Source organism: Anaerostipes butyraticus (assembly GCF_016586355.1).
GTDB lineage: Bacteria > Bacillota > Clostridia > Lachnospirales > Lachnospiraceae > Anaerostipes > Anaerostipes butyraticus.
Map to the genome: position 1 here is coordinate 23,370 of NZ_BLYI01000027.1, position 19,310 is coordinate 42,679.

Genomic DNA, 19,310 nt, shown 5'->3' on the forward strand with positions numbered 1-19,310 from the left:
AGGCTTTGTTTTTTCACCTATTTCGGAATAAATCCATGCAGTAATTTTACTGTAATTGATTCTATGATTTCATGGATGGAAAGGAACACATAATTTGCATGAGCCTGCTCCATCGCTTCTTTCTGCTTGTCTGTCACAACCGTATAAGGGTACACTCCAAATAAGAAAGGGAAAAAGGCATAAATAAACCCTTGTCTGTCATCTGGTGTCATTTGCGGAAAAAACTTTTTCAGACATCCTGCTACTGTTCTCATTGATTTTCCATACACCGTTTTGAATGCAACAAGATTTTCCATCCTGCTGTTGCTCTCCATATCATAATGATTCATAGACATCAGTTTCAGCAGCCGGTCGCGCCGTTCCAGAGAACGGGCCAGTTCATCAGCGAACTGTTCCACTGACATCTTCTGATGGCTTTGCTGTATAGAATTCAGATCCTGAATCCAGGCTTCATATTCCCTTTGGAGCAGCGCAAGAAAAATTTCTTCCTTTGTATGAAAATAATAATAGATCAAAGTACGGGAAAATGAGGTTTTCTTTCCAATCTCTTTCAGGGTAACATCTTTAAAATTCATAGTTTCATAAAGTTCTGCACAGGCATTGATAATTTCTTCTTTTCTCGCCCGTGTCAGTTCCGGGGATCCTTTTGGCATAGCTGGCACGCTCCTTATTTTCAGATTGATTGAAATTTATTATACCGATTTCCTGACATTGTGTCAATTAATGAAAGAAGAAGCAGCCGCAATAGCTGCTTCTCATTAAAATATATTACATACACATTTTCAGAATTTCCACAACATCTTTTTCATTCAGCGGAACATACGCCCCGTCAAGACGTCCCACTTCCACAGCCTTTGCTGCCATTTCTTCAAATCTGGAATCATCAATTTTGAATTCACCCGGCGTCACTGGCAGACCAATGGACTTAAAGAACTCCTCTGTAGCGTCAATTCCAGCATTTGCCACGGCAAATTTATCTTCTGCCGGCGTTACTCCCCATACGTTTACCGCATAAGTATAGAATTTGTCTACCGTCTCATCAGAAAGAACATAACGCATCCATTTCGGTGTCAGCATGGCAAGCCCTGCTCCATGTGTAATGTCATAATGCGCGCTCAGCTCGTGCTCGATGTAATGGCAGCTCCACATAAAGTTCTTGCCTGTCGTTACCAGTCCGTTCAATGCAAGAGAACTGGTCCACATAAGCTGGGCTCTGGCTTCATAATTTTCCGGATCTTTCAGGGCGATCGGCGCATATTTGATTACTGCACGAAGCAGACCTTCACTGATCGCATCCGGTACAAACGCCTCTTCCTAATCAAAATAACTCTCAAGGATATGTGACATCATATCAGCAGCTCCGGATGCCGTCTGATATGCCGGTACAGAAAATGTGTTTTCAGGATTCAGAACAGATACTTTCGGAAGAAGAAGCGGGTGTCCCATCAAAAGTTTCTCTTCTGTCTCTTCATTTGAAATAACCGCTGCACAATCCATTTCACTTCCGGTAGCCGCCAGCGTCAATACCACTGCCAGAGGAAGTGCATTTTCAATCGGCGCTTTTCCTGTTACCAGATCCCAGGCATCCCCGTCATAGTAGGCGCCTGCTGCGATTGCCTTTGAGCAGTCAATGGTGCTTCCGCCGCCAACTGCCAGAATCATATCGATTCCTTCTTTTCTGCAGATTTCCACTCCCTTATTTACAGTGCTGACTCTGGGATTCGGCTCAATGCCGCTCAGCTCAAAGATTTCAAAATCCTTCAGCAGCCCCAGCAGTTTATCATATAAGCCGCTGCGCTTAATGCTGCCTCCGCCGTATGTCATTAAAATTTTCTTCCCGTAACCTTTCAGTCTTTCAGGCAGATTGTCTTCCTGATTCCTGCCAAATAAAATATCTGCAGGAACAAAAAATTCAAAATTTTTCATTTACCATTTTCTCCTTTTTCTATCATTTTTATGATGGATTTTGTTTCGGCTGCTGTTATTTCTGTAAGTCATTTTTGAAAGACAGGCATTTTCCAATCACTTCCCCTGTCTTCAGATATTCATAGGTCGGAAATTCAAACAGTACAGGTTTCAATGTCTGATAGTTGATCTTATTATCTTCGTTCAAATGCTCTTCTTCCACATAAGTATGATCGATCGTGCAGATAAAGCTTTCAAACCCTTCGGTGTTGTAAACATCTGCCACAGAACATTCCATTGTAAGAGGCGCCTTGTTAATCACAGGCGCGCCGGATTCTCCCATCTCGTATTCAAATATCTGAGATTTATCTGTTTTTTCACCACTGACGGAACCTGTGTAATCTGCCTCCGGAAGCATATCCTCATTTACAAGGTTAACTGTCAGTTTGTTATTCTTCTTAATAAACTGGTTGATATAATGAGCAGAAGCTAAACTAACCAGAATTCTGTCATGTCCGATAATGCCTACATGCGCCACAAGCGTCCATGTAGGTTTATCACCTGTCATGGCGCCTACTACTACAACAGGAGTTGGATATAAAGCCAATGCTGAACCAATATTTTTCTTCATGATCATTACCTTCCTTTCTATTTTGACATCGTGTCAACACTTGTAATGTATCACTATTTTGACATCGTGTCAATATATATTTAAAAATTTTTTACCTGTCTGTTCTGACAATTTAAAAGAGCTCCGGGCAAATGCTGTTTTGCAGCCCGCCCGGAGTTTCTTTTCTGTTATTCTTCTATTCCATTGCGTTTGATTACTTCTTTGTACCAGTAATAACTGTCTTTGCAGATTCTCCGCATATCTTTCAAATCATCTTCTCCCCGGTTGACGTAGACAAATCCGTAACGTTTTCCATATCCCTGGTGAGTGCTTACCAGATCGATAAAAGCCCAAGGACAGTATCCGATCAGGTCAACTCCATCTGTAACGGCAAGCTGTGCCTGATGGAAATGACGCTTTAGATAGTCAATACGGTAATCATCGTGGATTTTTCCATCCTCTCCCAATTCATCTTTTGCTCCCAGCCCGTTTTCGGTAATCAGGATTGGCAGGTGATAGCGGTCATAAACCCGGCGCAAGGTAACCCGCATACCGATGGAATCTACCATCCACCCAAAATCTGTAATCTCCAGATGATCATTTTTCGCAGCTCTGTATACGCCTTCTTCTCCAATCATAACCTGCTGATCTCCGTTTCTCGGCTGACAGTCAGTTCCATCATTTCTGGCTGCGCTGACGGTTGCTGTAGCGTAATAATTCACTCCCAGATAATCTGGTTTCGCCTTCGCGATAATCTCCATATCTCCGTCTTCAATAACCGGAGTATATCCCTTTTCTTCCAGATACGCCCACACAAGAGAATTATATCTTCCATAAACAGCCACATCCAGATACAGCCAGCATCGGATGCTTTCCCAGTTATCGGCTGCAATCACATCTTCCGGACTGCATGTTGCCGGATAAATTGCTGTAATATTTGGCGCCGGTCCGATTTTTCCACCCGGACACATTTCATGGCAAAGAATTGTCGCCTTTGCCGCAGCCACAAACATGTTGTGGCACTGCTGATAGAGCTCCTTCTTTGTTGGAAGCCTTCCCGGGTTCATGGCGTTTGGATGATTGATCATAACATTCTGCTCATTGATGGTCAGCCAGTATTTAACCCGGTCTCCATAGTTTTCAAACAGTATTTTCGCATACTGTACAAAAGCATCAATGGTCTTTCGATTACACCATCCGCCTTGTTTATGAAGTTCGTATGGAAGATCAAAATGATACATAGTGACAACCGGCTCAATTCCATGAGAAATCAGTTCATTGATCAGATCGTTATAGAATTTTACGCCTTTTTCGTTCACCTCACCTGCTCCATTGGGAAGGATTCTTGTCCATGCGATGGAAAACCGATAGGCCTTCAGTCCCAGTTCCGCCATCAGTTTTACATCTTCTTTCATATGATGGTAGTGGTCACTGGCAATTTTAAAATCTGTAATTCCTTCCGGCGGTTCATGCACGTCCTGCACAGACATACCTTTGCCGTCTTCGTTATACGCTCCCTCCACCTGATATGCGGAAGTGGATGCGCCCCATAAAAAATGTTCCGGGAATTTTTTTAACTCTTTATAAAACATAACCTTTCTCCTTTACATCACGATCTCTAACATATCTTCTCCGGCCTGAGCTGCACCGGTCTTCAGCGGTTTAATTTCCTTACAGTCCGGCGTATTGCTTACCACAAACATCGTCTGTGTGGAATATCCGGCTTCCTGAATCTTCTTCTGATCAAATTCCACCAGTTTCTGGCCGGCTCTGACCGTATCTCCCTGATTGACAAATGCCATAAAATACTGTCCGTTTAAATCTACTGTATCAATTCCGATGTGGATCAGAACTTCCGCACCGTTTTCAGATACCAGCCCGATAGCATGTTTTGTCGGGAACAGGGCCGCGATTGTACCGTCAAACGGTGCCGTAACTGTAGTGTCTTCCGGATCGATAGCCAGTCCATCCCCCATTGCTTTTGCCGCAAATGCTTCGTCATCCGCCTGATCAATCGGCTTGATTCTGCCTTTTACCGGCACTTTGCAGATGGTCGTCCCGCCCTCTCCTGCTGCCGGGATTTTTGCTGCTGTTCCTTCTTTTCCCTCTGTCGTTTCTGCCTTTTCAAACCGAAGGCTGAGTACATAAGTAATGACAGCTGTTGCCACAATACTAATTACGATCGCTATAATGATATTGATAAAGAATGACATGGTATTGTCGCCGATATAAAGCAGTACTGCCGGAAGCCCGGAAGAACCTGTAGCAAAACGATGAGTATGGGTGATTCCCGCATACAATCCCCCAAGACCTCCGCCAATCATAGCTGAAATCAGCGGATATTTCTTCGGAAGGTTAATTCCATATAAAGCCGGCTCTGTAATTCCCATATAGGCTGTGATAGAACCAGATGCAGCCGTCTGTTTTGTCTTCTTATCTTTGGTGCGCAGAGCCACGACCAGCGCAGCTGTTGCCTGTGCCATATTAGAGCAGACGCATCCAGGACCAAAGATGCTGTCATATCCCAGATTAGACATCTGCAGTACACCCAGAGGCGCAACTCCGTTATGAATGCCAAACATAACCATAATCGGCAGGAATCCTCCGATGATCAATGCAGGAGCCCAGCTTGCATTTGTGCTTAGAAAGTTAAAGAAATCTGCCAGATAATCACCCACAATGGCACCGATCGGCCCCAATACAGAGAATGCAAGTGTTCCCATAATAAGGAAGGTCAGCATCGGTACAAAAACCAGGTTTACAGATTTCGGTACATGCTTATTCAGCCATTTTTCAACATAAGACTGTACAAATACAATCAGTACAATTGGAATTACACTGGATGTATAGGTTGCCAGAGTAAACGGTATCACTCCAAAAAACCGTACAGGATCTCCGGCTTCTACAAGAGCTGACCAGTTCGGATGCAGCAGCATCGCCGCAACACCGGCTGCCAGAACAGGATTGCATTTCAGTTTCTGGGCTTCTGTTACTGCCAGCAGAATCGGCAGGAAATAGAACACGCCGTCTGCAAACATGTTCAGCAGATAATAAGTCTGAGACTCTGCAGTGATCACACCAAAGACCATTAAGAGAGCCAGTACAGCTTTGACCATACCCGCTCCGGATAATGCCGGAATGATCGGCTGGAATGATCCTGCGATAAAGTCAATCAGAGCCTCTAAAAAATTCTTTTTCTCCTCTTCCGGCTCTTCTCCTCCTGATGCTTTTTTGATATCCGCAAATTTCTCAATTTCCTCAAAAACATCGGCAACATGGGTTCCGATCACAACCTGAAACACACCTGCATTGATCAGAACTTTCGTGACGCCATCCAGGTCTTCCAGTTTTTTCGGATCTGCTTTCCCTTCATCTGCCAATTTAAAACGGAGTCTTGTCTGACAATGATACACATCGTTCACATTTTCTTTTCCGCCAACAAACTCTACGATGGACTTTGCCAGGGATTCATATTCTTTGCTCATTTTTCTCCTCCCAAACTTTTTGAAAGTGCATTTCCTTAAACTGCAGATCTGCTTTACTGGTACCATGTTCAAGGAGTTCTATTTGTTTCTATGTCTGAAGTGTAGCACCGTGAATTTATGATTTCAATATAAAACATAAACACAAAACTTAGTTTCATAAAGGCTGCCAGAATCCATAAAAATCGTGAAAAAACATGAAACTTTCCATAAGAAAAGCCTTCAGAAGAAAAAATAAATCTTCTGAAGGCTTTCTCTTTTAAAATTTCATTTCCTATACAAAAGGCACTATAAATCCTGCATTTCTTTGAGGATCGCATTTCTGTCATATTCCAGCATTTTTGAATTTTTGATCTTAAATACCTTATTGTTCTCATAATCCTCAGCAAAATAGCAGGAGAACAATACATTCAATATGTAAATAATCGACTCCTCCGTGGCAAAGTTGGAAATTTTTGTATAGAGGCGTTCTCTGGATGACATAGTAAGCACACAGTTTAAACTTTTGCGGATATAATTATCTCCCCCGCTGGTGATTCCAATGACCGGAACATGATTGCTTAACATCGTTTTAATGTGGATTGCCGGTTCTGCGTATTCATTATTCCCGGAATAGGAAATCACGATAGCACAGTCCTGTTCCGTCAGCGTCCTGGATATGATCCCTGTCTCGCCAAGACCTGCAATATCAACCTGCTTTCCAATCGTTACCATTTTCCTTCGAAATAATTCCCCCAGATAAATATTGGGACTCAGGCCAAATATAACGATGTGCCGTGCATTCAGAAGATGTTTTACTGCCAAGTCCACCATGGCAGGCTCCATAAGATTATAAGTATCTTCTATGCTCTCAATCTGTACCTGTTTAATCCTGCGCATGATCACCTCCGTTGAATCTCCCTTCTCAAAAGGAAAATTAGCGTCTGCATTTCCCTGGTTCTCCATCTGATATCTTTGTTCCGCAACAAAGTCTTTCATAAAAGCTTTCCAGCCGCTGTAGCCCAAAGTCTTGGCAAATCGAGTCACTGTGGATTTTGAAGTATAGGTCTTTTCTGCGATTTCTCCTATCGTATATTTATGAAGATCTTTTTGTTCTTTCAGGACAAAGTCTCCTATGGTTTTCCTTGCGTCTTCATAGCGCATCATCATCTCTTCAATCTTCTGAAACAGATACATCTTCCACGTCCTTTCCTATCACAGCGGCAAGAGACTCATAATCCGCCTGCAAAGCCTCACAGATCTTCGCCGCACCAATCTGTTGAAGCGCCGATGTGGTTCCAGTTCCAATACTAAAGCATCGCATTTCCCGTTTCCACTTTTCTGCTGTTTTTGCTTCCATGGATCCAAAAAAACGCCTGACAGAAGACGCGCAGGTAAATACCGTTCCGGCATACTGATCTGGTGATCCTGGTTTTTCTATCTTTACCGGCTGATTCTCATAAACTTCTATTTCATGATACTTACACAGCGGCGCCAGCGTATCCCGAAGAACAGAAGTGCCTTCCTTCCCTTTAATATGGCATACCAGATCCTGCTTTCCGGCTTTCTGCTTCAGACACTGGGCAAGATGTCCGCTGTCATATATTTGGGGCACAAGATCTGCCAAAAGTCCGTATTTTTTCAGCCAATGTGCTGTCTTCTGCCCAATTGCCGCTATTTTTGTATGATGAAGACATCTGACATCCAGATCAGAATCCTGCAGATTTTTCATAAATCCTTTTACACCGTTTCTGCTGGTAAAGATAAGCCACGATGCTTTTTGCAGCATGTCTTTTGTAAATTTTTGTTCTGTCATTACAATGCTGCCGGTCTGGATTTCCGTAACTGAAACTCCTCTTCCACGAAGAAGTTCCGACAAACGAGATGGTTTTGTTCCGATTTTTGTAACCAGATATGGCTTTTGCTGTCTGACCGTTCCAATGAAAGCGGATAGTTCTACAGTTTTTCCTGCCACGATCACAGCCGGTGGTTCCATCCGATTTTTCCGGACCCGTTCCTCTATGGTTTCCAGTGTTCCAATGCATGTCTTCTGGTTCACAGATGCCGCTCTTGATATTACCGCCGCCGGCATATGAGGGGACATTCCGGCTTCCTGAAGTTTTTGAACAATTTCTCCGATTTTTGAAAATCCCATCAGAAAAATACATGTTTCTCCCGAACGAGCCATTCCTTCGAAATCAATGTCCGCCAGTTTATTGTTCCGGTCATGCGCTGTCACCACATGAAATCCCCCGGAAGTACCTCTGTGCGTCACAGGAATTCCCGCATAAGCAGGACCGGCGATACAAGAACTGATGCCTGGGATGATCTGCGCTGGAATTCCCAGCTTTTTAAGAAACATCGCTTCTTCGCCGCCTCTTCCAAATACAAAAGGATCACCGCCTTTTAATCTTACTACAACTTTATGTTCCATGGCTTTCTGCGCCAGAAGCCGGTTGATTTCTTCCTGTTCCATCACATGGTGACGGTTCTCTTTTCCCACATAAATCTTTTCGCAGTCCTTTTTTACATAGCTCAAAAGGCCGGGATCTGCCAGCCGGTCATAAATCACACAATCTGCCTGATGAAGGATTTTCCTTCCTTTTACGGTGATCAGATCGGGATCTCCCGGACCGGCTCCTGTCAGAAATACAGTGCCTGCCATTTTTCTCCTGATAGCTGCGGCCGTACTTTCTGCCAGTGTCCCGGGGTCGCTTCCCGCCGCAGATTCATATACAATCCTGCTGCCATCTTCTGTGCCGAACATTCCATAAAACCGATAGGTTCCGTCTTTCTGTTTCACACAGGAGGCTCCCACAGGAACATGGCATCCTCCGCCCATGGCTTCCAGAAACTGCCTTTCTGATGATGCTTCTTTCTGACTTTCTTCATCCGCACATGCGTCCAGCATCTTTCGAAGTTCTTCATTATTTTTCCGAAGTTCCAGGGCAAGAACTCCCTGAGCCGGCGCCGGAATCATCTCTTCTTCTGAAAAATACTGGGAAATCCGGTCTCCCATTCCAAGCCGGTGCAGCCCTGCCGCTGCCAGAACAATGCCGTCCAGTTTCTGCTCCTCCATCTTGCGGAGTCTCGTATCTACATTTCCTCTGATTCCGACAACCTGCAGGTCCGGCCGGAGTTTCTTCAGCTGAAATGCCCTTCTTTTGCTTCCGGTTCCGATCACCGCACCATGGCGAAGCTCCTGCAGCCTCTTCTTTTCTCTTAAGATCAGGACGTCTCTTGGATCCTCTCGTTTCCATACTTTGGAAAAGATCAGCCCTTCTGCCGGACGAGCAGGCATATCTTTCATACTGTGAACACCCATCTGAATTTCATCGGATAAGATCATTTCCTCAATTTCCTTGACAAAAATGCCTTTTCCGCCTACCTGGTCCAGGGGTTTGTCCTGTACCTTATCGCCTTTGGTCTTAACAATCACAATTTCAAATGTGTGTTCCGGATATCGTTTTTTTAATTCCCGGCACACAGACTCTGTCTGGGCAAGTGCCAGTTTTGATCCCCTGGATCCAATTTTATAAATCATACGTTTTTCTCCTCTGCCTCAAACTGAAACAATTGATGCACGATCTTCCTGTATGCATCCTGCTCTTTTTGATTTTCCAGATGTTTTAGCTGCTGGACAGGCTCTTTGATCAGTCTTTGAAGGGAAGCGTTCAGTACTTTTTGAAGCAGTCGTTTTTCCCTGTCGCTTAAATCCATTTTTCTGGAAAGATATTCATAGCTGTCCTGCGCGATCTCCCGGCACCGCTCCTGAAGAGAGCGGATCGTCGGATCCATCCGGCTGATCTGAAGCCAGTGCATGGTTTCATTTCCCGCTTCCGCAATCCACTGTTCACTGTCTTTTAAAAGCCGCATTCGTTCTTCCTGATTGTGTCTGGATATTTCCCGCAGCGTATCCAGATGAATCAAAACGGCGTCCGGACAGGTATCATAAACCGGGTCAATGTCCCTTGGCGCCGCAAGATCTAAAAATGCCACCGGTTTCTCCGGCCAGAACTCACTGCTTTTTACGACCAGATGCGGAGCGGAAGTGGCTGATACTACGATGCCGCATTCTCTCATAATCTGATACCGTTCCTGATATGGCACGACTGCCAGATCTTTCATCTGCTCCTGCAGTTTTCCCGCATGGGCATATGTACGGCTGCACACAAGGATTTCCCCTGCCTTGTATTCCCGAAGATATTTCAAAGCAAGAGCCGCAGTATTTCCGCTTCCGATGACCAGAACCTTTTTCCCTTCAATGGGACAGGCTTCATTTAATTTCTGAATTCCGATATATCCCACTGACAGCGGCCTTTCGCTGATCTTTAATTCACTTTTTATCTTCTTTGCACAGGTAACCGCATCCCGGACTACTTTATCCAGCTCTTTCCCACAGGCTCCCATCATTCTGGAAAATTCCTGAGCGTGTTTTACCTGTCCGAGAATCTGGTCTTCCCCCGCAACCATGGATTCGAGACCTGCTGCCACGCGAAACAGATACAATACCGCTTCTTTTCCCTGATCCTGCCGGATATAATCCTCTAATTCCACCTCTGGGAACATACTCTTATAAATCTTAAGGATCTGCTTTTTCTGTTTCTCTTCTTTCCAGAAATAAAAAACCTCACTCCGGTTACAGGTGGACAAAATCATACACTGCCGGATTCCCGCCTGTTCCGCCTCGTGAAAAAAGTCCATCTTCTTCTGATCCGTAAATGCTGCTTTTTCCCGTACTTCAAGCTCCGTATTCTGATAACTGATTCCTAAAAACGCAAACTGCATAACGCATCTCTCATAATCTGGCAGGTTGTTTCGATGTCTTCTTCCGTATGAACATCTGACAGGAACATGGCTTCAAACTGAGACGGAGCCGTATAAATGCCGTGATCCAGCAGATATCCGAAGTATTCCGCATACAGTTCCAGGTCGGATGACGCGGCACTTTCGTAGTCTCTGACTTCATTTTTTGTAAAGAAAACACTCAGCAGGGAGCCAATCTGATTGACTCGGACACGTTCTCCCGCCGCGTCTCTGACCGCCTGTGCCATTTTTTCTCCCCTGGCTTCCAGACGTTTGTAGATATCCGGATCTTCCTTCAGGATCTTCAGCGTCTCAATTCCGGCTGTTGTTGCGATCGGGTTTCCTGATAAGGTTCCTGCCTGATATACCGGGCCATCCGGAGAAATCATCTGCATGATCTCCCTTTTCCCTCCATAGGCTCCGATTGGCATGCCCCCTCCAACGATCTTTCCAAGAGTCGTAAGATCAGGGGTGACATGAAAATATTCCTGGGCGCCGCCCAGTGCCAGACGAAATCCCGTGATTACCTCATCAAAAATCAGAAGAGAATCATTATTTTTTGTGATATCCCGCAAGAACTCCAGGAATCCTTCTTCCGGCAGGACTACTCCCATATTGGCGGCCACCGGCTCTACAATCACCGCGGCAATTTCTCCCGGATTCGACTGGAATAAGGCTTCGACCGAATCCCTGTCGTTAAATTCCGCCACCAGTGTATTTTTTGTATAATCCGCCGGTACTCCGGCGCTGTCCGGCACTGATGTGGTCAGTGCTCCGGATCCCGCCTTTACCAGCAGCCCGTCGGAATGGCCATGATAGCATCCCCTGAATTTTATAATCTTATCTTTTCCCGTATATCCTCTGGCCGCCCGAACGGCGCTCATCACGGCTTCTGTCCCGGAACTTACAAGACGGCTGACTTCCATGGATGGAACCAGCTCCGCGATCAGTTCCGCAAGCTCTACTTCTTTCTGTGTCGGCGCGCCGTATGTAAGACCCAGATCACAGGCTTCTTTTACCTTTTTAATGACTCTTGGATCAGCGTGTCCAAGAATTCCCGGTCCCCAGGAACAGACATAATCAATGAATTCATTTTCATCCTCATCCCAGATCCGGCTTCCTTTTGCAGCTTTCATAAACCGCGGGGTCCTGCCAACCGCCTGGAAAGCCCTGACCGGACTGTTGACGCCTCCCGGAATATGTTTTTTTGCGCGTTCAAACAATTCTTTTGATTTTGTCTCCATCTACTTCTCCTCTTCTCTGATCCATTTTGCCGCGTCCAGCGCATGATACGTAATGATCATCTTGGCTCCGGCTCTCTTTAATCCGGTTAGATTTTCCATAACGATCTTTTTCTCATCGATCCATCCGTTGGCTGCCGCTGCTTTTACCATGGAATATTCTCCACTGACATTATAAGCAGCGATCGGTATATTATAGTTTTGTGAAATTTCTTTTATGATATCCATGTAGGCAAGCGCCGGTTTGGCAATGATCATGTCAGCTCCTTCCAGAATATCTTCTTCCACTTCCCGCAGCGCCTCTCTTCCATTGGCAGGATCCATCTGATACGTTTTACGGTCTCCAAATCCCGGCGCGGAATGTGCCGCGTCACGGAACGGTCCGTAATAGGCAGACGCAAATTTGGCGCTGTACGCCATGATCGGTATCTGGGAAAATCCATTTTCATCCAGAGCATCCCGGATTGCCGCGACTCTCAGATCCATCATATCACTTGGCGCTATGATATCGGCACCGGCCCTGGCATAGCTGACGGCTGTCTTTGCCAGAAGAGGCAGTGTCTCATCGTTTAGGATTACCCCGTCTTTTACCAGTCCGCAGTGTCCGTGAGAAGTATACTCGCAGAGACATACATCCGAAATCACCAGAAGATCCGGATACTTCTTCTTGATCAGGCGGACTGCCTTCTGGATGATTCCATTTTCATCATAGGCGCCGCTTCCCACCTCATCTTTATGATCCGGGATTCCAAAAATCAGGATTCCCGGAATCCCGGCTTCCCGGACCCGTTCCAGTTCTTCCCACATACGATCTGTGGAATACTGACAAATTCCCGGCATGGAATCCACCGGACTGCATATATTCTCTCCTTCTATTACAAACATTGGATAGATAAGCTCATCAATCCGTACATGCTGTTCCCTTACCAAATCTCTTATGGCTTCATTCATTCTCAGTCTTCTTGTTCTGTCCATATCTCTTTCCTCGATTTTCTGCTGTATGTTTCAATTAACTGCTGTATCTCTTCTTCCCCCGGCATTGGCTCTTCTTCCAGCCCGATCCGCAGGATTTCTTCATACAGATGTTTTCGGTCTCTGACATCTATCTGTTCTTTTACAGCCGCCCGGATGTCCCCCAGGCATTTTGTCAGTTCCCCCAGATGCTTTGTCAGCACCGGTTCCATCTGACGTTTCATATACTGTGCCGCCACAGGGCTGTTTCCCCCGCTGGAAAAGGCTGCCACCGCATCTCCCTGTTTTATGTACGCCGGAAAAATAAAACTGCAGTCTTCTGTCTGATCCACCGCATTTACCAGAATTCCTTTTTCCCGGCAGGCCATGCTGATTCTGTGGTTTTCTTCTTTCTCATCAGTTGCCGCAATGACCAGAGTTTTGCCCTCCAGATCTGAGATCTGAAAGGCACGGCATCTGCAGATTACATCCGGCATTTGAAGAATCGGCTGTATGATCTCAGGGCTTACAACTTCTACTTCGCCGCCAAACTCCCTTAATGCTCTGATCTTTCTCAATGCTACTCTGCCGCCGCCTGCCACCAGGCATTGCTGCTTCTCCAGCTGAAGAAACAGCGGAAAATACGCCATATGTCTTTCCTCCCTGTCTTTGGACGGAAAAACACTATAAACGCCGGTTTCACGGACGTTTATAGTGCTGCTGTTTCCATCTCTTATTTGATAAATTCTTCTGCTGCTTTTTCTATTTCATCCGGATATTTCTGACTCCACTCTTTATAGTCCATTCCGGAATCTTCTACGATCTTTCCAAGTTTTACAAAGAACTTCGGAATATCCTCTTCCAGGAGAACACCGACTTTCTCTCCCATTCGTTCTTTCCCCTGAAGATCGCATCCATTCAAATGAAGGGTAAAAGCCGGATGAGGGACTTTGTCCACTACCTTTACGCATCCATGGAATCCGATCTCTCCTGTCTGATGAGTTCCGCAGGAAGACGGACATCCGGAAATATGAATCTGCGGCAGGGCTCCGTCTTTGATGCCTGCCTCTCTGACTGCCTCCACACATTTATGAAGCAGCGCCTGAGAATCACGAATTCCCACCTGACAGATAGAGGCTCCGATACAGGAAACAGATGTTTCAAATAATGTTCTGGCTCCGTCACTGGTTGCTTCCAGAACTTTCTTCGCCTCTGATCCTGTAAGATTGATAATGTACATCGTCTCATCCGGAGCAACCCTTGCTTCCACGTCTTCCATATCCTGAATCACATGATAAATCTCACCCAGCTTTTCCGGAGCAGGGCATCCTCCAATTGGATGATATGTCACAGCATAAAGACCTTCCTGTTTCTGAGCGATCACACGAGGATCCTCTACTTCAGATCCATCTCCCTGCTTTTTCACTTCTTCTGCCGTAATATCCAGATCCAGATTCTCTCCTGACGCAAAAACTTCATCCAGTTTCTCCAGGTACGCTTTCTTATATCCTTCTTCTCCCAGGGTTTCCTGCATATATCTTGTTCTTGCTTTTCCCCTCTGTTCATAATTTCCATATGCAATAAAAGTCTCTCTCATAGCGCAGATATAATACAAAATCTTAGATGGCTCCACTGCTTCGGCAACTTTTACTCCAAATCTTGGATTATTTCCCAGACCTCCTGCGCTGTACACATCAAACAATCCGTCCGGACGGGCAACGAATCCCAGATCCCGGAATGTTGCGTGCGTCCTGTTTGCCGGACTGTTTGAAAAACAAACTTTCAGTTTTCTTGGCATCATTTTCTTCGGGATAAATGTCATCAGATATTCTCCGGCTGCCTCCGCATACGGAAGAACATCAAAATACTCTCCCTTCTCAACTCCTGAAAGCGGAGATACCATTACATTTCTTGGGAAATCTCCTCCGCCTCCCATGGTCACAATATCATGATCCAGAGCGCCTTCCATAATGCCATAGATGGCCTCCGGGCGCAGGTTATGAAGCTGGATCGTCTGACACGTGGTAAAATGCACTTTATTTACTTTATATTTTTCAATGCTGTCAGCAATAAACTTCATCTTATCCTTTGTCAGGCGTCCTCCGGCCATTCGCAGACGAAGCATGCTTGCCTTTCCGTCTTTCTGCGCATAGCTTCCAAACCGTCCGGAAAAGCCTTTATAGGAAGCCTTATCCAGCTCTCCTGCATAAAACTGATCTGTTTTTTCTTTAAACTCACCAAAATCTTTTTTCCATACTTCATTTTTGATTTTTTCCATTCTTATTCTCCTTAAAAAGAAATGTTATACCTCAGACACATTATAACATACCTTGTCCGGCCTGTCAGTTTTCCAATTCCCAGATAACAAAGTTTTTAAAAAACATGCTCACTCATCAGCATACAAACTTTTTCAATCTGTGACAATGGAAGCGCCAGATTCATTCGAATATGACAGTTCCCTCCAAAATGCCGTCCATCCTGCCATCCGATTCCTACATCCCATCCGGCATTTATGACATCATCCAGCGTTTTCCCGGTTTCTCTGCAGTATTCCGTGCAGTCCAGAAAAATCATATAAGTCCCCTGCGGCATGGTTACATCAACGCCATAAATTTCCTGATTGATAAACTCACAGGCATACCGGCAGTTTTTCTCCAGCACCTGCCGGAGTTCTTCCACCCATTCATACCCCTGAGGACTGTAGGCCCCAATCTGCGCATGCATGGAAAGAACATTCTGGCTGTTATAATGAGTATTCTCTCCATAAGTCCGGATTCTGTCCCTGAGGTACGGATTATAGATAATATGGTAGCTTCCGATCATGCCTGCTAAATTAAAGGTCTTGCTCGGTGCGTACGCTGCTATGGTATGCTGTCTTGCCCATTCATTGACCATCTGGGTTGGTATATGCTGATGTCCTGAAAAAGTCAGATCCGCCCATATCTCATCGCTGATCACATAACATTTATTTTTCTCAAAAATCTCCATGGCCTTTTCCAGTTCCCACCGCTCCCAGACACGGCCGGTCGGATTGTGCGGAGAACAGAAAATCACCAGATGAATTCTGTATTTCTTAATTTTAGCATCCATATCCTCAAAATCCATCCGGTAAATGCCGTCTTCATCTTTCTTCAGATCACTGTAGATGGATTTCCTGCCTATGGTCTCAATATCCTCTGAAAAACCAAGATAAAAAGGACGATGCAGCAAAATACAGTCTCCCGGCTGCGACAGCACCTGCACCGCACTGGTCACACAGCCATGGACCCCGTTTTCATAGCCTATGGCTTCTTTGGTAAGTCCCGCTGCCTTGTGGTGTTCTTCCTGCCACCGGATCGTGGCGTCAAAATATTCCTCACGGGGAGTAAAATAGCCAAAGGCCGGATGTTTCGCCCTCTTGATAATCGCCTCCGTCACTGCCGGGCAGGTCGGGAAATTCATATCAGCAACCCACATTGGCACAAAATCAAATCCATCTTCCGGCGGCTGCGGTTCATTTCCCCACATATGCTTTCCTACATTATCCACAGCAATGGCATCCATACCCTTCCGTTCCATAATGGATGTAAAATCATATTTCATCATATTTTCCTTTCCAGTCTACGTTTCTATCGGCAGACGAATCACTTTTGCCTGATGATTCAGCGGATTTCTCTTCTGATAATCCAGCAGAATCAAAGTTTCTCTTTTTTCTTTCCGCTCGGACAGGATATCATATTGAAACTTTTCAATATGGATCATCTTTCTCTGATGCTTTCCGGCATATCCGGCCAATGCTTCTTCTCTTGGAAATACTTCGTCATACAAATGGAACAGTTCTTCTTTTTCCACCGTATAGTCTCCTGCAAAGGCCGGTCTGTTTTTCACATTTTCCCTTAAATACAGATCAAAAGTCAGCAGCTCCTGGAAGAAAACCAGACTCTCTTCCGGCACCGCTGTTTTGATAAACTCCAGTAAAATTTCATATCGTCCAATTCTTGAATGGCTTCTTTTATGATATCCTTGTTCCTCATAAAATCTTCCCATCCGGCAGTACATTTCAAACGCGGAAGAAAAATACTGCTCCAGATGTTCTATTGTACTGCCAAACTGACCGCTGTTATAAAACGTCTCCACCATCTCTTCCACTGATTTCAGCACAAGAACATCGTCATAGGAAAGCCATTTCGTTGACAATACTTCATAAGGCGGTTTATCCTTATGAATCATCTTATATTCCTCCTGATGCTCTGCCATGTAAGATCCCTTTAATACTTTTAAAAATCCCAGCTGAAGCTGTTCCGGCCGGACAGCATACACTTCATCAAAAGATTTCTGAAAAGAATCCAGTCCTTCATAAGGAAGTCCCGCAATCAGATCCAGATGCTGATGAACATTTTTCCCGGCATTGATCTGCCGCACGATTTCGGCAACTTTTTGGAAATCCATCTTTCTGTGAATCTCTGTAATCGTATCCGGATTCGTAGACTGCACTCCAATCTCCAGCTGTACCAGTCCGGGGCGCATTTTATGAAGAAGTGCGATCTCTTCTTCCGTCAAAATATCCGCCGCCACCTCAAAATGAAAATTTGTGATGCCATTGTCGTGTTCATAAATGTAAGACCAGACAGCCATGGCATGTTTCTGATTGCAGTTAAAAGTCCGGTCTACAAACTTCACCTGCGGAATCTTGTGATCCAGGAAAAACTGAAGTTCCTTTTTCACCAGATCCAGATTTCGAAACCGAAGGCATTTATCGACAGAAGACAGACAGTAGCTGCAGGAAAACGGACATCCCCGGCTGGATTCATAATAGATGATTTTATTTTCAAATTTATCAATATCCTGATAAACGAAAGGAACTTTGCTTAAATCCATGACCGTACGCCATGGATTCTCTCTGATCTGCCCGTCTTCACGATATGTAAGCCCCGGAATGTCTGACAAATTACTGCTTTTTCCATGATAATAATCCAGAACTTCCAGAAAGGTTTCCTCTCCTTCTCCTTTCATGATTCCCGTAACCTGAGGATATGATTCCAGAACCTGCGCCGCATCGTAGGAAACTTCCGGTCCGCCAAGCCAGATCGGCACTTCAGGGAGCAGTTTTTTGATTTCCACAATCAATTCCGTGACATATTCGATGTTCCAGATATAACAGGAAAAACACAAAATGTCCGGCTGCTTCTTGTAAAGATCCATCAAAATGAAATCTGTCGTCTGATTGATCGTATATTCGGCAATTTCTATTTCGTCCAGATATGGTTTCGCATAGGCTCGAAGAGAATATACCGCTAAATTTGAATGAATGTATTTTGCGTTGACCGCAGTTAAAATAATGTTCATAAGCTCTCCTGGTTTTGATTTCTTCACTGCCTACAGTATACCACAACCGTCCTGCTTTCAAAATATGGAAAAGTTCTCTCTGTCTGATATATTTCTTTCCTGCTTTAAAAATCGTACCAAATTTTACCGTTTTGCCCATCTCCTTGTTGACACAATTTTAGTCTTTTTTTTATAATAAATGAGAGAAAAAAGAGAGGTGATATTTTGAACAACAGAAGATACCATATTCTTGAGGTGATCAATCAGCGCGGCTATGTTCGATTTGCAGATTTGTGCAGTGAATTTGAGGTTTCCGCCGCGACCATGCGCAGAGATCTGGTTGTCCTGGATCAGGAAGGATTAATCCACCGAGTTCACGGAGGTGCCAAGTCGATCAATCCTCCTGCGGAACAGCCGGCGGTTCTGTCCACTTATGAGCGCTCGATCCTGGCTCCCCAGGAGAAAGTCCTGATCGCACAGTGCGCTTTTCAATTGCTGCATAATGGTGATTCTATTATCATAGATGATTCTACAACTTGTCTCGAACTGGCCAGAATCATTGCTTCTTCCAATTTAACTTTAAATATTATTACCAACAGCTTCGATATTGCTCTGTTGCTAAAAGAACATATGTCGATTGAATTATTTTTTATCGGCGGTATTGTACATAAAACAACAGCAGCTACTTACGGCGCCATTGCAGAACAAACGACAGAGAATCTAAGCTGTAATATTTTATTTGCCGGTGCAGATGCTGTCCACCCTGAAAAAGGATTCCTGAATAACCGACTGGATATCATCCCTCTGAAGCAGGCAATGATGAAAGCTTCTTCCAAAACTGTTGTTTTGGCGGATCATACAAAATTTAACCGCAGCGCCATGATGCAGATTGCACCATTTGACAAAGTCGATTATGTCATCACAGATGATCAGCTGGAAGATGATATCTATCATTCTTTTGGAGAAAATAAACCCAAAATAATACGTGCTTCGATTGATAAAATATAACTTTTTATGTCAAAAGAGAGACGG

14 protein-coding genes and 1 pseudogene are annotated in these 19,310 nt (G+C 44.7%); 1 reads left to right on the plus strand and 14 read right to left on the minus strand.

Annotated features, from left to right (window positions below; all coding sequences use genetic code 11):
* Positions 1-17: 17 nt before the first annotated feature.
* The 14 genes and pseudogenes from JMF81_RS05505 to JMF81_RS05570 form a co-directional block, all read right to left on the minus strand.
* A complete protein-coding gene (locus JMF81_RS05505; protein WP_201310451.1) occupies positions 18-653 on the minus strand; it encodes a TetR/AcrR family transcriptional regulator in 636 nt (211 codons plus the stop codon).
* 115 nt (positions 654-768) lie between these two features.
* Positions 769-1,926, minus strand: a pseudogene (locus tag JMF81_RS05510) (iron-containing alcohol dehydrogenase).
* Between the two features lie 55 nt (positions 1,927-1,981).
* Positions 1,982-2,536, minus strand: coding sequence for a flavin reductase family protein (locus tag JMF81_RS05515; protein ID WP_201310452.1), 555 nt, complete (start codon positions 2,534-2,536; stop codon positions 1,982-1,984).
* A gap of 167 nt (positions 2,537-2,703) precedes the next feature.
* Positions 2,704-4,107: a glycoside hydrolase family 1 protein gene (locus JMF81_RS05520; protein WP_201310453.1), complete on the minus strand. Its 1,404-nt coding sequence runs from the start codon at positions 4,105-4,107 to the stop codon at positions 2,704-2,706.
* A 12-nt stretch (positions 4,108-4,119) separates the two neighbouring features.
* A complete protein-coding gene (locus tag JMF81_RS05525; RefSeq protein WP_201310454.1) occupies positions 4,120-6,000 on the minus strand; it encodes a beta-glucoside-specific PTS transporter subunit IIABC in 1,881 nt (626 codons plus the stop codon).
* Positions 6,001-6,285: 285 nt separating this feature from the next.
* A complete protein-coding gene (locus JMF81_RS05530; RefSeq protein WP_201310455.1) occupies positions 6,286-7,173 on the minus strand; it encodes a MurR/RpiR family transcriptional regulator in 888 nt (295 codons plus the stop codon).
* Complete coding sequence (hemC, locus tag JMF81_RS05535; RefSeq protein ID WP_201310456.1) at positions 7,151-9,520, minus strand: hydroxymethylbilane synthase; 2,370 nt, start codon at positions 9,518-9,520, stop codon at positions 7,151-7,153. Before hemC ends, JMF81_RS05530 begins: the two co-directional genes overlap by 23 nt.
* Positions 9,517-10,764 carry a glutamyl-tRNA reductase gene (gene hemA / locus JMF81_RS05540; protein WP_201310457.1) on the minus strand — a complete coding sequence of 416 codons (1,248 nt, stop codon included), beginning with the start codon at positions 10,762-10,764 and terminating at the stop codon, positions 9,517-9,519. Before hemA ends, hemC begins: the two co-directional genes overlap by 4 nt.
* Positions 10,746-12,026 (minus strand): glutamate-1-semialdehyde 2,1-aminomutase, encoded by a 1,281-nt coding sequence (hemL, locus tag JMF81_RS05545; protein WP_201310458.1) that lies wholly within the window; start codon positions 12,024-12,026, stop codon positions 10,746-10,748. The genes hemA and hemL overlap by 19 nt, the downstream gene beginning before the upstream one ends.
* On the minus strand, positions 12,027-12,998 hold the full coding sequence (gene hemB, locus JMF81_RS05550) for a porphobilinogen synthase (protein WP_201310459.1): 972 nt from the start codon (positions 12,996-12,998) through the stop codon (positions 12,027-12,029).
* On the minus strand, positions 12,977-13,624 hold the full coding sequence (locus tag JMF81_RS05555) for a precorrin-2 dehydrogenase/sirohydrochlorin ferrochelatase family protein (RefSeq protein ID WP_201310460.1): 648 nt from the start codon (positions 13,622-13,624) through the stop codon (positions 12,977-12,979). Before JMF81_RS05555 ends, hemB begins: the two co-directional genes overlap by 22 nt.
* A gap of 83 nt (positions 13,625-13,707) precedes the next feature.
* Positions 13,708-15,252: a nitrite/sulfite reductase gene (locus tag JMF81_RS05560; protein ID WP_201310461.1), complete on the minus strand. Its 1,545-nt coding sequence runs from the start codon at positions 15,250-15,252 to the stop codon at positions 13,708-13,710.
* Between the two features lie 95 nt (positions 15,253-15,347).
* Entirely contained in the window at positions 15,348-16,559 is a 1,212-nt protein-coding gene (locus tag JMF81_RS05565; protein WP_330611479.1) for a MalY/PatB family protein, read from the minus strand.
* 15 nt (positions 16,560-16,574) lie between these two features.
* Entirely contained in the window at positions 16,575-18,299 is a 1,725-nt protein-coding gene (locus JMF81_RS05570; protein ID WP_201310462.1) for a B12-binding domain-containing radical SAM protein, read from the minus strand.
* 204 nt (positions 18,300-18,503) lie between these two features.
* Between JMF81_RS05570 and JMF81_RS05575 the strand changes: the two genes are divergently transcribed.
* A complete protein-coding gene (locus JMF81_RS05575; RefSeq protein WP_201310463.1) occupies positions 18,504-19,286 on the plus strand; it encodes a DeoR/GlpR family DNA-binding transcription regulator in 783 nt (260 codons plus the stop codon).
* The last annotated feature ends 24 nt before the right edge of the window (positions 19,287-19,310 follow it).

What these genes read in the sequence shown, in the direction of transcription:
- hemB (WP_201310459.1), bottom strand. Translation starts at nt 12,998, where the DNA reads ATGGACAGAACAAGAAGACTGAGAATGAATGAAGCCATAAGAGATTTG.
- hemC (WP_201310456.1), bottom strand. Translation starts at nt 9,520, where the DNA reads ATGATTTATAAAATTGGATCCAGGGGATCAAAACTGGCACTTGCCCAG.
- JMF81_RS05565 (WP_330611479.1), bottom strand. Translation starts at nt 16,559, where the DNA reads ATGATGAAATATGATTTTACATCCATTATGGAACGGAAGGGTATGGAT.
- JMF81_RS05505 (WP_201310451.1), bottom strand. Translation starts at nt 653, where the DNA reads ATGCCAAAAGGATCCCCGGAACTGACACGGGCGAGAAAAGAAGAAATT.
- JMF81_RS05570 (WP_201310462.1), bottom strand. Translation starts at nt 18,299, where the DNA reads ATGAACATTATTTTAACTGCGGTCAACGCAAAATACATTCATTCAAAT.
- hemA (WP_201310457.1), bottom strand. Translation starts at nt 10,764, where the DNA reads ATGCAGTTTGCGTTTTTAGGAATCAGTTATCAGAATACGGAGCTTGAA.
- JMF81_RS05530 (WP_201310455.1), bottom strand. Translation starts at nt 7,173, where the DNA reads ATGTATCTGTTTCAGAAGATTGAAGAGATGATGATGCGCTATGAAGAC.
- JMF81_RS05560 (WP_201310461.1), bottom strand. Translation starts at nt 15,252, where the DNA reads ATGGAAAAAATCAAAAATGAAGTATGGAAAAAAGATTTTGGTGAGTTT.
- hemL (WP_201310458.1), bottom strand. Translation starts at nt 12,026, where the DNA reads ATGGAGACAAAATCAAAAGAATTGTTTGAACGCGCAAAAAAACATATT.
- JMF81_RS05525 (WP_201310454.1), bottom strand. Translation starts at nt 6,000, where the DNA reads ATGAGCAAAGAATATGAATCCCTGGCAAAGTCCATCGTAGAGTTTGTT.
- JMF81_RS05515 (WP_201310452.1), bottom strand. Translation starts at nt 2,536, where the DNA reads ATGAAGAAAAATATTGGTTCAGCATTGGCTTTATATCCAACTCCTGTT.
- JMF81_RS05555 (WP_201310460.1), bottom strand. Translation starts at nt 13,624, where the DNA reads ATGGCGTATTTTCCGCTGTTTCTTCAGCTGGAGAAGCAGCAATGCCTG.
- JMF81_RS05520 (WP_201310453.1), bottom strand. Translation starts at nt 4,107, where the DNA reads ATGTTTTATAAAGAGTTAAAAAAATTCCCGGAACATTTTTTATGGGGC.